At 72.8% G+C, this 14,427-nt stretch carries 13 protein-coding genes; 4 read left to right on the top strand and 9 right to left on the bottom strand.

What is annotated here, in order from left to right:
• Nucleotides 1-331: 331 nt before the first annotated feature.
• A complete protein-coding gene (locus ABEB03_RS17800; RefSeq protein ID WP_345649431.1) occupies nucleotides 332-1,393 on the top strand; it encodes a type III polyketide synthase in 1,062 nt (353 codons plus the stop codon).
• 597 nt (nucleotides 1,394-1,990) lie between these two features.
• On the opposite strand, the gene ABEB03_RS17795 is transcribed toward ABEB03_RS17800, so the two are convergent.
• Together ABEB03_RS17795 and ABEB03_RS17790 are read right to left on the bottom strand one after the other, a co-directional pair.
• Nucleotides 1,991-2,620, bottom strand: a complete 630-nt coding sequence (locus tag ABEB03_RS17795) for a TetR/AcrR family transcriptional regulator (protein WP_028801927.1) — start codon at nucleotides 2,618-2,620, stop codon at nucleotides 1,991-1,993.
• A 281-nt stretch (nucleotides 2,621-2,901) separates the two neighbouring features.
• Complete coding sequence (locus tag ABEB03_RS17790) at nucleotides 2,902-3,507, bottom strand: TetR/AcrR family transcriptional regulator (protein ID WP_345649427.1); 606 nt, start codon at nucleotides 3,505-3,507, stop codon at nucleotides 2,902-2,904.
• Between the two features lie 170 nt (nucleotides 3,508-3,677).
• Here ABEB03_RS17790 and ABEB03_RS17785 point away from each other — a divergent pair, with 170 nt between their 5' ends.
• The 3 genes from ABEB03_RS17785 to ABEB03_RS17775 are packed head-to-tail and all read left to right on the top strand — an operon-like array spanning nucleotide 3,678 to nucleotide 6,565.
• Entirely contained in the window at nucleotides 3,678-4,763 is a 1,086-nt protein-coding gene (locus ABEB03_RS17785) for a 3-oxoacyl-ACP synthase III family protein (protein WP_345649424.1), read from the top strand.
• Nucleotides 4,760-6,334: an acyl-CoA carboxylase subunit beta gene (locus tag ABEB03_RS17780; RefSeq protein ID WP_345649421.1), complete on the top strand. Its 1,575-nt coding sequence runs from the start codon at nucleotides 4,760-4,762 to the stop codon at nucleotides 6,332-6,334. Before ABEB03_RS17785 ends, ABEB03_RS17780 begins: the two co-directional genes overlap by 4 nt.
• Nucleotides 6,335-6,355: 21 nt before the next feature.
• Nucleotides 6,356-6,565, top strand: coding sequence for an acyl-CoA carboxylase epsilon subunit (locus tag ABEB03_RS17775; RefSeq protein ID WP_345649418.1), 210 nt, complete (start codon nucleotides 6,356-6,358; stop codon nucleotides 6,563-6,565).
• A 51-nt stretch (nucleotides 6,566-6,616) separates the two neighbouring features.
• On the opposite strand, the gene ABEB03_RS17770 is transcribed toward ABEB03_RS17775, so the two are convergent.
• From ABEB03_RS17770 to ABEB03_RS17740, 7 genes are all read right to left on the bottom strand, one after another.
• Complete coding sequence (locus ABEB03_RS17770) at nucleotides 6,617-7,171, bottom strand: TetR/AcrR family transcriptional regulator (protein WP_345649415.1); 555 nt, start codon at nucleotides 7,169-7,171, stop codon at nucleotides 6,617-6,619.
• A 62-nt stretch (nucleotides 7,172-7,233) separates the two neighbouring features.
• The gene (locus ABEB03_RS17765; RefSeq protein ID WP_345649413.1) at nucleotides 7,234-8,844 is read right to left on the bottom strand and encodes an FAD-dependent oxidoreductase; all 1,611 of its coding nucleotides are present in this window, start codon (nucleotides 8,842-8,844) and stop codon (nucleotides 7,234-7,236) included.
• Nucleotides 8,828-10,273: an MFS transporter gene (locus ABEB03_RS17760; RefSeq protein WP_345649410.1), complete on the bottom strand. Its 1,446-nt coding sequence runs from the start codon at nucleotides 10,271-10,273 to the stop codon at nucleotides 8,828-8,830. The genes ABEB03_RS17765 and ABEB03_RS17760 overlap by 17 nt, the downstream gene beginning before the upstream one ends.
• Nucleotides 10,274-10,295: 22 nt before the next feature.
• Nucleotides 10,296-11,180 (bottom strand): SAM-dependent methyltransferase, encoded by an 885-nt coding sequence (locus ABEB03_RS17755; protein WP_345649408.1) that lies wholly within the window; start codon nucleotides 11,178-11,180, stop codon nucleotides 10,296-10,298.
• A gap of 1 nt (nucleotide 11,181) precedes the next feature.
• Nucleotides 11,182-11,964 carry a methyltransferase domain-containing protein gene (locus ABEB03_RS17750; RefSeq protein WP_345649406.1) on the bottom strand — a complete coding sequence of 261 codons (783 nt, stop codon included), beginning with the start codon at nucleotides 11,962-11,964 and terminating at the stop codon, nucleotides 11,182-11,184.
• Nucleotides 11,965-12,002: 38 nt separating this feature from the next.
• Nucleotides 12,003-12,719 carry an alpha/beta fold hydrolase gene (locus ABEB03_RS17745; RefSeq protein WP_345649403.1) on the bottom strand — a complete coding sequence of 239 codons (717 nt, stop codon included), beginning with the start codon at nucleotides 12,717-12,719 and terminating at the stop codon, nucleotides 12,003-12,005.
• 4 nt (nucleotides 12,720-12,723) lie between these two features.
• Nucleotides 12,724-14,247 (bottom strand): coproporphyrinogen-III oxidase family protein, encoded by a 1,524-nt coding sequence (locus ABEB03_RS17740; RefSeq protein WP_345649400.1) that lies wholly within the window; start codon nucleotides 14,245-14,247, stop codon nucleotides 12,724-12,726.
• Nucleotides 14,248-14,427: the final 180 nt, after the last annotated feature.

Here is a 14,427-nt window from a genome sequence, read left to right as displayed (position 1 = left end):
CGGGGCCTCGGGAAGCGCCGACGGACGTGCTCCGGGCTGTGCCCGGACGCCCCCACCGTCCTCTGCGCGCTCGCGGGGAGTGCCGCGAACCAATGTTCTTGAACGTCATGCGCCATCGAGCTCGACGTATTCCATCCGCGCTGTACGGCGCTCCCAACGGGGGGAGCACGGTCGACACCTGGGGGGTGTTTCGCGTGCGCAGACTTCCATGGCGAGAGCTGTCGAACGCACCGGTGGCCGGCACCACGCTCGGATGATCCGGGCCGTCGCCGCCCCGTCCTGAGCGGGCTCGTTCCCAGTTCGCACCTGTCCGAGAGCTCTTGGAGGTCCCATGTCCGTCGTCACCGCGCCCGTCGTCACGCTGCCGCGCCATCAAGTGACCACCGACGAACTGCTCGACCGCATCACGGAGCTGTACGAGGGTCATCCCGGTCTCGCCGTCGCCCGGCGGGTCATCCGGTCCACCACGGTCCGTGCGCGCTGGTACACCCGGCCGCTCGAGGAGCAGTTCGACGACACCCTGCCGCTCGCGGAGCGTACGTGCAGGCATCTGGAGGACAGCCTGGACCTGGCGGAGAAGGCGGCGCGCGGAGCCCTTGTCGAGGCGGGCCTGACCGCCGCCGACATCGACGGCCTGGTCGTTCTCAGCGCCACCGGCCACACCATGCCGGGGCTCGACGTCCTCCTGATGGAACGACTCGACCTGCCCCCGTCGGTGCGGCGCATACCCGTCACCCAGGTCGGCTGCGGCGGTGGGGTGTTCGCGCTGGTCCGGGCCATGGACATGGTGGCGGCCCACCCCGGCGCCACGGTCCTGGTGGTCTGCGCCGACGTGTTCAGCCACTATCTGCACCGCGGGGACACCGGCCTCGACGGCATGATCCTCAAGGGGTTGTTCGGCGACGCGGCCGGCGCTTGCGTCGTGCGTCCCGAGGCCCAGGGCCCCCGCATGGAGCTCACCCACTCCTGGGAGTACCTCCACCCCGACAGCCGCGACCTGGTCGGCAGCCGTACGGAGGGCGACGGGCTGCATGCCTACAACTCCCCGAAGCTGCGGAACGTGATCGAGGGCACGATGCCGCGCATCCTCGAATGGCTGGAGCGCGTCGCGCCGCCCGGCACGGACCCCGTGCCGCGTTTCGTGGTCTCGCACACCGGTGGCCCCCGCATCCTGGACGCGATCGTCGGTGGCCTCGGCTGCGACCCCGCGATGGTGGACCTGGCCCGCGACTCGCTGCGCGAACTGGGCAACGTGGGCTCGGTCTCGGTCCTCGACGTCCTGGAACGGACCTTCGTCAAGTCGCCCGCCGAGGGCGATCACGGGCTCGTCCTCGCGGCCGGCCCAGGTGTCTCCCTGTTCGCGGCCCGGGCCGTCTGGCGACCCTGGCAGTGACCCCGGCCGGCGCGCCTCGCGCAATGGGCACCCGCCTGACACACGGTCACATCGCCGTGTGCGTCGGGCCGTCGAGGCGCAGCGCACACCGCACCGGCCTTCGCCCCGACTCTCGCCCTCCGCTCCCGCGACCGCGCCGATCCGGTGCGCGCGGCCCGGCGACCGCACCGGCCGTACACCCCGGTCCCTCGACCGCGTCGGCCGCACCCGCACGGGCCGGTGACCGCGGCCGCCCCACCCGCGCGCATCCGTGACCGCGTCGGCCGCACCCGCACGGATCCGTGACCGTATCGGTCGCACCCCCACGGCGCGCGCGACCGTGTCGGCCGTCCGTTCGTACCCGCACCGGTGCCCGTGCCCGAATCCGCACCCGCGGCAGGCACCGGTACCGGCGTCGCCCACGCGGGGGCGGGCCCGTGCGTGACGCGCGGCCCCCGTACCGCCGTACCGCACGACCACCGCCCCCGGGCGCGCCGTCCCGTACGCCCTTCCGGCCCGGTGGCGACCGGCGATCCCGCAGGGCCTGCCGCCGACCCCGGCCCGCAAGGGCGTACGACGTGACAGCCGGGCCCGAAGCCCGGCTCCGTGCCGCGCGCGTCAGTCCTGCGCCGGAGCCGTGCGCGGCTCCAGCTCGCTGGACAGACGCTGTTCCAGGGCCGGTACGACCCAGGCGAGGAACTCCTCGAAGTCCATCGAGGCCAGCGGGTGGATCTTGAGCACGTACCGCATGAGGGCCAGGCCGACGAGGTGGCCCGAGGCCAGGGCGGCGCGGGTCTCCGCGTCCGGCCGGTCCTTGTAGCCCGAACTCGCAGCCCAGCTCTTGGTGCTCGCCTCGACACGGGCGCGCAGCGTCTCCGAGGTGGCGCTGTCGGCGAGGCCGGCCCGGTAGATGGCGGTCATGCCGTGCCGGGTCTCCTCGTTCTCCCAGAAGGTCAGGTACGCGCGGGCGAGCCAGGAGGCCTCCGAGGTGCCCGTCTCCTCCACGGAGGGGGGCATCTCGTCGAAGACGGAGGAGACGCTGAGCGGCGAGTTCACCGCGGCGTCGAACACGCCTTCCTTGTTGTCGAAGAAGTGGTGCACCAGCGCCGGGTCCACCTGGGCGTCCTCCGCGATGGCGCGGATGGTGGTCCTGGCGTAGCCGCGGTCGGCGAAGAGCTGGAGCGCCGACTCCAGGATCTGTTCTCTCGTGCCGCTGTCACCGGGCCGGCGCCCGCTGCGCGCACGCACCGGGCGCGGCTTCTTCGCTGCGGGAGAGGCGGCCCGCCGAGGCGAGCCGGGCTTGCGGGCGGGGGTGGGCGAACCGTCTGTGCGCCTGGATGTCATGGGATCACTGCACTTCGGGGGGTCCGTGAGCGAATAATTCACTGAGTAGTGAAAAGTATCCTATCAGGCGGTCCCCCGGGATTCCATCCACAGGAAGCGCTCGGCAAGTACATGGTCATGTCCGGGCGTTGGCGTGCGCGACGACTCCGGTCCGGGTGGTGTTCACCGACGCGGCCGGGGTGTGGTCATCGCGTGGTGTCGCTCCCGAGCAGAGTCTGCCGCAGTCCCGGTGCGATCGTCTCGACGACCGTCTCCAGGTCCGCCGCGGCGACGGAGTCCACCCTCATGAGGTGTCGCACGAAGGCTACTCCGCCGAGCTGCGCCCCGAAGAGCGCGGTGCGCAGCTCGGCCCCGGCGCCGGGCAGCTCGTGGTCGACCTGGCTGTTCAGGGCCCTGCTGACCCGGTCGCGCAGTATCAGGGAAGCTTCCTGGTCGGAGAGTGCGACCCGGTAGAGCTCGACCATCGGGGAGTCCTCCTCGCCGGGCTCCCACAGCGACAGATAGGTGCGGGCGAGGCGGACGGGCAGGTCCTCGTCGACGCCTTCGGTCACCGAGGGGCGAAGAATTCCGGCCACCTTGACGGTCCGTTCGACCAGGGCGCCGAAGACCGCGGCCTTGTCGGGCAGGAGTTCGCGCGCGCGGTCCTCGTCGAGGCCGGCCGTGGCGGCCAGTTCCGCGAAGGCGGTCTGCCGGTATCCGAGCCGGGTGAAGAGGGTGCGGCCCGCGGAGATCAGGGCCTGGGTCGCCTCGGCGCGGGCCTCGGACGTGGTCGCTGTGTCGGTGGCGGTCATCGCGGCAACTCCCGTTGGTGTGGGGCGTCTCGGTCGGCGGGGCGGGCGGTGCGCGCCGATTAATTCATGCGTCAGTGAACTCTTTCGGTGTTGAATTTGTCAAGCGGCTCTGCGATGATTTCAACGCCTGGTGAGTTAAGGAGTGGCTCGCCGCTGCCCGAGGAGGAATCGTGCAGTCCATCGGCATCATCGGAGTGGGCTCCTACCTGCCCGAGGCCATCATCAGCAACGCGGAGATCGGGCACGGCGCCGGCGTGACCGACGAGTGGATCGTCCGCAAGACCGGAATCCGCGAGCGCCGCCGCGCCGCCCCGCACGAGGCCACCTCGGACCTCGCCGTCGCGGCGGCGCAACGCGCCCTGGAGAGTGCGGGCCTGACGGCTGATCAGCTGGCCTACGTGGTCGTCGCCACCTCCACCCCCGATCATCCGCAGCCCGCCACGGCCGCCCTCGTGCAGCACCGCATCGGAGCCCGCCGGGCCGCCGCCTTCGACGTCAACGCGGTGTGCAGCGGCTTCGTCTACGCGCTCAAGACCGTGGAGAAACTGCTCGGCGACGCTCCCGACGGCGAGCCGCGCCACGGCCTCGTCATCGGCGCCGACATCTACTCCCGCATCCTCGACTACGGGGACCGCCGCACCGCCGCCCTCTTCGGGGACGGCGCCGGCGCGACCGTACTCGGGCCCGTCGCCCCCGGACTCGGCCTGCGCGAGATATCGCTGGTCTCCCGCGGCGACGCGCACCGGCTGATCGAGGTCACCGCGGGCGGCAGCCGCCGCCCGCCCTCCCCGCAGACCGTGACCGACGGAGACCACTACTTCCGCATGGACGGCCGGGGCGTGCGCGACTTCGTCACCCGCACCCTGCCGCACGAGACCGGCCGGCTGCTGCGCCGGGCGGGCGTCCCGGCCGACGCCGTACAGCACTTCGTCCCGCACCAGGCCAACGGCATCATGCTCGCCGAACTCTGGCCCGACCTCGGCCTGCACCGCGCCGCCCTCCACCTCACCCTGGAGCGCTACGCCAACACCGGCGCGGCCTCCGTTCCGATCACCCTCGCCGAGATGAACCGCAGCGGAGCCGCCGCACCGGGAGACCTCGTCGTGCTCGCAGCGTTCGGCGGCGGGATGAGCCTCGGCATCGCCCTGCTGAACTGGTCGATGGAGCCCCGAGCGGGCGCGCCCGCGCCCGACGCCGACCCCGCCGTCCCCCACCTCCTCACCGTCGGCGGCCGTGTCGGCCCCCTCGCGCCGTGACCGCCGACGACCCGGCCGCCCCCGACATCAGGGCACGCGTGGCGCAGCTGCGCGGACTGCGCGAGCAGGTCCGCCGCGGCCCGGACGAGAAGGCGACCGCATCCCAGCACGCCAAGGGCAAGCTCACGGCCCGCGAACGCATCGAACTCCTCCTGGACGAGGGCACGTTCACCGAGGTGGAGCCGCTGCGCCGGCACCGCGCCACGGGATTCGGCCTGGAGGACCGCCGGCCGCACACCGACGGTGTCGTCACCGGCTGGGGCACCGTCCACGGACGGACCGTGTTCGTCTACGCCCACGACTTCCGCATCTTCGGCGGCGCCCTGGGCGAGGCCCACGCCGAGAAGATCCACCGCATCATGGACCGCGCCCTCGCCGCCGGGGCCCCGCTCGTCTCGCTCAACGACGGTGCGGGCGCCCGGATCCAGGAGGGCGTGACCGCGCTGTCCGGCTACGGCGGGATCTTCCGCCGCAACGCCCGTGCCTCCGGGGTGATCCCGCAGATCAGCGTGATGCTCGGCCCCTGTGCGGGCGGCGCCGCCTACTCTCCGGCGCTCACCGACTTCGTGTTCATGGTCCGCGAGACCTCGCAGATGTTCATCACCGGCCCCGACGTCGTCCAGGCGGTCACCGGCGAGAAGGTGACCCTGGGCGGGCTCGGCGGCGCCGACGTGCACGCCGAGGTGTCGGGCGTCGCGCACTTCGCGTACGACGACGAGGAGACCTGCCTGGAGGAGGTCCGCTACCTCCTCTCCCTGCTCCCGCAGAACAACCGCGAGACCGCGCCCGCCGTCCACCCCGAGGACCCGGTGGACCGGCCCTGCGACCCGCTCCTCGACCTCGTCCCCGCCGGCGGACACCGGCCCTACGACATGCGACGGGTCGTCGAGGAGATCGTCGACGACGGCGAGTACCTGGAGATCCACGAACGCTGGGCGGCCAACGTGATCGTCGCCCTCGCCCGCATCGGCGGCCAGGTCGTCGGGATCGTCGCCAACCAGCCCCTGGTCCTGGCGGGTGTCCTCGACATCGACGCCAGCGAGAAGGCGGCCCGCTTCGTCCAGATGTGCGACGCGTTCAACATCCCGCTGGTCACCCTGGTCGACGTCCCCGGCTTCCTGCCCGGCGTCGACCAGGAGCACAACGGCATCATCCGGCGCGGCGCCAAACTCCTCTACGCGTACTGCAACGCCACCGTGCCCCGGATATCCCTGATCCTGCGCAAGGCCTACGGCGGCGCGTACATCGTCATGGACTCCCGTTCCGTGGGCGCCGACCTCTCGTTCGCCTGGCCCTCCAACGAGATCGCGGTGATGGGCGCGGAGGGTGCCGCCAATGTCATCTTCCGCCGCCGCATCCAGGCCGCCGACGACCCCGAGGCCACCCGCCGCCAGCTCGTCAAGGAGTACAAGGCCGAGCTGATGCACCCGTACTACGCCGCGGAGCGCGGACTGCTCGACGACGTCGTCGACCCCGTCGAGACCCGCCGCGTCCTCGCCGAGTCGCTCCGCATGCTGCGCACCAAGCACGCCGACCTGGCGTCCCGCAAACACGGCAACCCCCCTCAGTGACCGCGCACCCGAAGGAGCGTCATGACCACAGCCACCGAAACAGCAGCGCCCCTCGTCCGCGTGGTCAGGGGAGGCGCGCTCCCCGCCGAGGAACTCGCCGCCCTGACCGCGGTCCTCCTGGCCCGGGCCACCCCCGCCGCCGACGAGGCGCCGCCCGCGGCGCCCGCGCCGGTCGTCCCCCTCTGGGACCGCCCGGCGCCCTACCGTGCGCCGCAGAGCTGGCGCAGCTGACACAGGGGAAGGGGCCCGATGCCGACGGCATCGGGCCCCTTCCCCTGTGTCTCACAGACCGGCCAGCGCGGCCCTCATCGACGGGGCGACCAGATCGGCCAGGGCCTGCACGGACAACTCGGCGATCGGCTGGAGCCGCAGCAGGTACCGCGCGAAGGCCACCCCCAGCAACTGTGCGGCGACCAGTCCGCTGCCGGCCGCCGCCCGCTCCACGCCCAGCACACCGGTCAGACTGCTGGTGAACTGCTCGTGCAGCACGCTGCGCAGCCGCTCCGCGGCCCGCTCGTTGGTGGCCGCCGAACGCAGCAGCAGGCGCAGCGACCCCTCGGCCGTGTCCTGCTCCCACGGCGCCAGGAAATGCGCGACGAGGGCGTGCGGCAGCCGTTCCACCGGTGTGCCCGTCAGGTCGGGCAGCCCCAGATCGACGTCGAGGGCGGCCTCGAACAGCCGCTCCTTGCTTCCGAAGTACCGCATGACCATCGAGGGGTCTATGGCCGCCGTCGCGGCGATGGCCCGTATGGTCGCCCGCTGGTACCCGTCGGCCGCGAAGTGCACGCGAGCGGCGTACAGGATCGCCTCGCGGGTCCGCTGGGAACGAACTGTCACCACGGCCTTCCTCCCACACCCGGGCCCGGCCCCACCGTCCGGCGGGACCGGGCGATCCGCCCTCAGGCCTGCTCGACGGGCGAGGGTGCCTGCTCGGCGGCCGCCGCCGCACCGGGTGCGGCGGCGCCCGCCCGGCCTGCCTCGCTGACCGCCGGCTGCGGCGCGGGTCCCTCCTCACCGCACCACTCGTGCAGAGCCGACCGCATCCGCCTCTCGCGCCCGTCGGCGTCGCCCGTCCCGTCCACCCAGGCGGCGTAGCCGTCCGGGCGCACCAACAGGGCGCCCACACCGGGAAGTTCGGGCAGCGGGGCACCGACACGCACCGGGCTGACCCGGGAACCCCACGCCTCGGTCACCGCGGCGCACCGCCCGTCCTCGCCGAGGTCGAGCAGCAGGAACCGCCCGTCGCGCATCAACGAGTACAGCCGCACCGGAGCACCTCCGGCGCGCGGCACGGTGAGGTCGGGCACCCGCTGCCCCGCCCGCACGGACAGCCGGGCGCCGGACGCCCCGCGCCGCGCGTACCCGGTCCGCAGCCCGGAGATCGCCTCGCCGGCGGCCTTCCGGATCCGCCGGTGGGAAAGGGCCCTGGCCATCGCCGCACGGCGCAGCGAGGTCACCAGCGGGGACGAGGCCGTGGCCAGCCGGGTGGCCCGGTCGGTGGCCGCGAGAATCCGCTCGGCCTGCGGCCGGCGCTCCGTCTCGTAGGAGTCCAACAGCCCGGCGGGCGCCCAGCCCTGCACCTCTGCGGCGAGCTTCCAGCCCAGGTTCACCGCGTCCTGGATACCGAGGTTCAGCCCCTGTCCGCCCAGCGGAGAGTGCAGGTGCGCCGCGTCCCCGGCGAGCAGCACCCGCCCGGTCCGGTACTGGTCGGCGATCCGCTGGTGGATCTTGAACCGGGCCAGCCACTCCGGCTCGTACGGTCCGGGATCGAACCCCAGCGCCCGCGTGAGGACCTCGCCGAGTTCCTCCAGAGTCACCGGTTCCCGCGTCCAGGGCCGGTCGCGGCGTGCCACGGCGATCCGGTACAGCCCGTCGCCGTACGGCACCGAGACCATCACCCCGCCACCGCCGGAGACGACGAGCACGTCGTCCGGCGGCGGCTTGCGCAGCCGCACGTCGGCGAGGATCGGCGCGATGTCGTACGTACGGCCGCGGAAGGCGATGCCGGCCAGTTCGCGTACGGCACTGTGGGCGCCGTCGCAGCCGACGACGAAGTCGGCGCTCTCCTCCCACTCCCCGTCGGCGGTGCGCACCTGGAGCGTGACGCCGGAGCCGTCCTGCGTCAGGCCGTACACCTCCGCGTCGCGCTCGATGGTGACGCCGAGGTCGAGGGCCCGCTGCTGGAGCACCTCCTCGGTGCGGCTCTGCGGGATGACGTTGAGGCAGGGGAATCGGGTGTCCAGCTCGGCGAAGTCGACACGGGCACCGCGCGCCGGCACCATCCGGCCCACCGGCCGGCCGAGGGCCACCAGGGCGTCGGCGTGGCCGCGCAGGTCGAGCACCTCCATGGTCCTGCTGTACAGGCCCATGGCCCGGGACTGCGTGGACGGCGCGAGACGGCGTTCGAGGACGGTGCAGGACACACCGGCCGCGGCCAGCTCGCACGCCAGGGCGAGCCCGGTGGGCCCGGCTCCCACGACGATGACGGACTGCTCAGGAGCGATGGCCACGGATTCCTCCTTGGACGTGGGGCACGGATGACGGCGCGTGCGGCGCGGCGGCCGGGTCTGCGGACGGCGCCGGGACCGGGTCCGTGTGCGGCGCTGCGACCGGGGCTGCGGAAACTGCCGGGACCGGGTCCGCGGACGGCGGGAAGGCCGGGTCGGCCGACGGCGCCGCCGCCGGAGCGGCGGCCCGACCTGCGGACCCGGCGACGGGCGGTGGGCCGGCCGACAGGCCGGCACGGGCGGACCAGGCCCCGGCGGCGAGCACGAGGGCCCCGAGCAGCAGCCAGCCCACCGCCCCCTGCCGCACCACCAGGAAGGTCACGACCAGCGGCCCATAGGTGTTGCGGGCCGCGTTCCCCAGGCCGAAGAAGGCCAGGTACACCTGGCGGCTGTCCTCGGGCGCCAGGTCGTACGAGATCGCCCAGGCTCCCGCCTGCTGCTGCATCTCGGCGAACGCCTGGAAGGCGACCGCGCCGAGCAGCAGCGCGACGGCGACCGGGGCCGGCGCCGCCCCGGTCACGGCGAGCCCGCCGCAGCCCACCGCGAGCAGCAGTCCGCCGCGCCGCAACGCGCGCCCGCCGTCCCCGGCGCTCTCGATGCCCCGGGTGGCACGCACCTGGAAGAGCACCACCACGACGGTGTTCAGGACCAGCGTCCAGGCGATCACCGCCCGCGGAAGGCGGTCATGGGCGAGCACCCACAGCGGGACACCCGCGGTCAGCACGGTGACGTGCAGGCTGACCACCGAGTTGAGCCCGGTCAGGAGAGCGAAGCGGCGGTCCCGGAACACACTGAACCGCCGCTTCCACGGCAGCGGCCGCCCACCGTCGAGCGCGGCCGCCGTCGTCGTCCGCAGCCGGGCGACCAGGGCCGCCGCGACCACGAACGAGGCCGAGTCGGCATACACGATGCCCACGTACACACCGTCGCTGTCCGGCACCAGCGCCGCCCCCGCGACCAGGCCGCCGAGGGCGAGCCCCAGGTTCTGCAGGGACCGTGCCCGCCCCATGGCCCTGACCCGCTGTTCCTTGCCGACCGCCGTACCGAACAGGCCCTGCACCAGCGGCGAGGCCGCGCGGTCGGCGACCGCGAGCAGCGCCATCACGCACAGGAACGCCGGGAAGGCGGAGGCGAACGGATAGCAGGTGAGCAGCGCCGCCCGGGCCAGATGCGCGGCGATCAGCATGCGTCGCGGGCCGGACCGGTCCGCCAGCATCCCGATCGGCACCAGGGACAGGAGGGACACCGCGCCCGCGACGGAGAGCCCGACTCCCACCTGCCCGCTTCCGAGGTGCAGATACCGGGTGAAGAAGACGACCGACACGGCCATGTAGAGCCCGCTGCCGAGGGCGTCGACGAAGACCGCGACGAGCAGGACCGTCGCCGCGCCGCGCAGCCGCCCGCGCCGCTCCCGCTCCGCTGTCTGTGCCATGGCTTCCTCACTCGGTCGGTGGTCAGTAGTAGTCGCGCATCAGCTCGTCCACCCACTCCGGCTGGACGACCTCCTCGCGCGGTCCGAACTGCCGCAGATACGGCTTGATGTCGAGCACCGGGGTGCCGTCGACGGCGTCGAGCCCGACGACGTGCAGATCGAGACCGTCCGTCTTGACCAGCCGGCAGCGGGAGACCCCGATGCGGTTGGGGCGGTTCTTGCCGCGCTGCGCGAAGATGCCGGCCTGCGGCCACTGCGGGTTGTTGCGCGGATGACGCGCGCCCTCCTGCACCTTGGTCGGCGGGACCCGGTGGAAGTGGAAGACGACCTCCAGGTGCGAGAACGAGTCGAGGCAGAGCAGCGCGTCCGCGGTGAATCGCTCGGCGTCCAGCCGGATGACGGACGTCACCTCCCCCCAGTGGTCGTCGACGAGTTCGCGCCGCTCGTTGTGCACATGTGCGATGGGCACCAGGTCAGTGATCGGTTCACCGGTCATGCCAGTCCTTCCGTCGTCGCCGTCCAGGGCCGGTCCCGCGGCGTCCTGCTCCAGGGACCACACCCGGCCCCGGACGAGCAACTCCCCTTCGGTGGCCCGCTGGACGGTCAGATAGATCTCCTCGCGCGGCACGCCGAGCAGGACGCCCAGCCGCTCCTGGAGCAGCCGCAGCAGCCGGTGCACCTGCGACCGGCTGTAGCTCTCCTTGCACACGACGAACCCGACCGGGGCCGGTGCCGCGGCAGCCGCGTGCCATTCGGGCCGGTGGAAGGTGTCCGGCTCCAGGCGCTGCCACCACACCCAGCAGTGACCGCGCTCCAGCCCGAGCAGCGCCGTCACCGAGTCGGCCAGCTCGCCGAGCACGGCCGCCCCGGGGCTGGGCGCCGGGGAGAAGAGCCTGATCACCGGCATCTCAGCGCACCCCGCCGAGCGGCTTCACACCGATCACCATGCAGGTGCGCACGGGGATGAAGTACTCCTCGCCCTCCTGACGGATGCCGAGGGCCTCCCGGTGCCGCGCCGGCGCCTCGGCGAGCCGGGCCCGGATGGCCCGCTCGGCCTCCGCGCCGGACGAGGCGATCTCGCACCACCGCTTCACGGGCACCCCGGTGCGGCTCTCCGACTGGGCACCCCGGGCGACCGGCACGTTGAGCCCGGCGTCCTGGAAGAAGCCGATCCACTCGTCCAGGGTGTAGCTGCGCACATGCGTCGGGTCGTGCAGCATCTCCAGTTCGTGGTTGAGCGCGTCGACGGCGGGGTCCTCGTGGCCCTCCAGGTCGATGACCGCGAGACGCCCTCCGGGGCGCAGCAGCCGTGTCATCTCGCTCACGGCCTGCGGCATGTCACCGAAGTGGTGCGGGGCCAGGCGGGACACCACGAGGTCGAACGAGGCGTCCGCGAAGGGGAGTTCCTCCGCACGGGCCTCGGCCGTCTCCACGGTGATGCCGCGCTCCGCCGCGAGTCTGCGCACGGACGCCAGCATGTTCGGCGCCGGGTCCACCGCGACGAGACGAGCGGGGAGTTCGTCGGCGAACGACAGACCCAGGTGGCCCGCGCCGCAGGCGACGTCGCAGACGGCACGCCCGGTCTGCGGGCCCAGCGTCTCGTGCAGGGCCTCCATCGTGGGGCTGGAACGGTGCACCTCGCTGGTCGCGAAGTTCTCGGCGATCTTGTCGAATCGCTGGCTGGAGAGCATGTCGTGCGCCGCCTTCTGCGTCGTGTGCCGTCTGACCGTCACTGAGCGGTGCCCACCAGGTCGGTGAGTGCCGTGATCGCGTCCCGGGACGGACCCGGGCCGCAGGGATGGAGGGTGTGCCCGAGCCCTTCGAGCAGATGCACGCGGACCTCGAAGGCGCGCCGCCCGACCAGCCGGCTCGCCGACCACTGGCCGTACATGTCCGGGGCGAACACGGCGGGCGGCAGTGTCTCGTCGTCGGCGTCGGCCATGTAGCCCACCAGGTCGAAGCTGCCGTACACGAGGTCGAGGGACGGGACGTGCGAGGTCAGGAAGGCGTCCTCCTCGATCACCGTGCCGACCAGCACCGCGCGGTCCGCCTGCCGGGGTTCGCCGGAGCGCAGCAGCTGGAGCAGGGCGAGCGCACCCAGGGAGAAGCCGACGAGTACGAGCGGTCCGGCGGGCAGGTGCCGGTGTGCCGCCAGCAGCCGGGACAGCCGGCCGGCCCGGGTGCGCCGATCGGCCTCCGTGGAGGGCGAGTTCGGCTCCCGCACCGGCATGTCGCAGGTGAGCACCTGTGCGCCCTGGGCGACCAGCCGGCCGGTGAGTCGCTCCAGCAGCAGGTCGTCCCGTCCCTGCCCGTCCAGGACGGAGACGCTGCCGGGACCGGCCAGCAGGACGGTGGCGCGGGCCGGACCGGCGGGGAAGGACCGTCGTGCGCGGTACCGCGTCCCGTCGGTGTCCCGGTGCCACTGGGTGCGCTGATGCACGTTCATCGGCTCACCTGTGGCAGACGGCCTCGGCGAAGCCGCCGATGCGCTGGTGGAAGTAGACGCTGATGATCTCCTCGTGGAGCGCCTCGCCGTCCAGGGTGGGGGCGATGCTCTCCGGAGTGCCGGGCACCCGCTCCATGAGGCCCCGTTCGACGAGTTCGGCGAAGACCGCCGCGAACGGCTCGTCGTGGAAGAGCTCGACGCCGAACCTCCGGCGGAACCGGCCGGCGTCGACGGGCTGGTTCGCCTTGAAGGCGAAGCCGAGCACCATGCCGATGGCCTGGTAGCCCGCCAGCCGCCTGCCGGAGGCCAACGGCAGACCCGGGCCTTCCTTGAGCCGGGCCGCGTACCCGGAGATGTCGGCGATGTTGTGGGTCTGTACGACGGTGTCCCCGTCGCCGGTCAGCCAGCCGTACGCACCGGGCCCGTACGCGATCATCGAGTCGTGGCGCTGCCACTTGTTGCGGGACACCCGCGGGATGTTCCCGTCCGGGTAGACGCCGGGCCGGTTCCACCAGCCGCAGGGGCTCGGGTGGTAGCCGCCGTCGAGCAGCAGTTCCACGACGGCCTCGCGCATCGCGTACGTCTCGCCGAGCGACGGGAACAGGTGCTGCTCGCGCAGCCTGTTCTTGACGCTGTCGACGTTCCACAACGCCCGGTTGCCGATGCCCATCTTCGCCCGGTCGGCGTTGCGCAGGCGGTAGATGGTGATGGTCGGGACGTCCAGGTCGATGAGCCGCCGGATGTCGTCCGCGACCGTGGCCGTCGACTGATGGGGCAGCCCGAACATCATGTCGACGTTGAACGGCCTGCCGGTGGCCCGCAGTTTGGCGACGGCCCGCAGTGACATCTCGGCGTCGTGGCCGCGTCCGGCGAACGCGTTGACCTCGCTCTGCAGGGACTGCACGCCGACGCTGAAGCGGTTGAACCCGATGGCGCAGGCCTCGGCCAGCTCGTCGTGCTGGAAGTTGTCCGGGTTGCCCTCCAGCGAGATCTCGCAGTCGTCGGCGAGCGTGTAGCGGGCGCGTACGTGGTCCAGCAGCCGCTTCAGCTGTTCGGTGCCGAGCAGCGACGCCGTGCCTCCGCCGAGATAGACCGACTCGATCGGGGCGTGCGCGAGCCAGGGGGAGTGGGCGAGCCGCCGGCCGGACTCGTCGAGCAGCAGGTCCGTCCAGATCCGCGGGGCCGCCTCGCCCTCGGGGCCGTCCGCGACCTTGCGCTTGACGTAGTTGCAGAAGTGGCAGATGTAGGCGCACAGCGGCACGTGGAAGTAGAGGTGGGCGGGGCGGCCGGCGCCCGGATGGTCCCGGATGGCGGCGGCGACCTGCGAAGTCGACAGCTGGTCGCCGTAGTTGGCCGTCACGTTGATGTTGTAGTCGTCCTGACCGATCCGCAGCGCGGGGTTCTGGTCGAGCAGCCGCGCGAGTCCCGTGCCGCGGCGCGGCGCGGTGCCCGTGCCGGGGCGTGACGTGGTTCCCCCGCCGGGGCGGCGCAGTGCTGTGGTGCCGGCCGAAGCAGCCGTCCTGCTCATCGCGACCTCGTCTCCTACAGCCGGCTCCGCGCAGGGAGCTGGGCATGGTGTCCCCCGCTGCGGGCCGGGCCCGCGCGTCGGGGGAGGAACGGATGGCGTGCGGGCCTCTGCCGTCCGGCGGGGCTTCCCGGCCCGCCCCTCAACGGGCCGGGAAGCGGTGCACCGCTTCGTCGCCTTCGG

This window comes from Streptomyces siamensis (assembly GCF_039543605.1).
GTDB classification, from domain to species: Bacteria; Actinomycetota; Actinomycetes; order Streptomycetales; family Streptomycetaceae; genus Streptomyces; species Streptomyces siamensis.
Note: the sequence above shows the minus strand (reverse complement) of the source record. Positions and strands in the feature narration are given on the sequence as shown.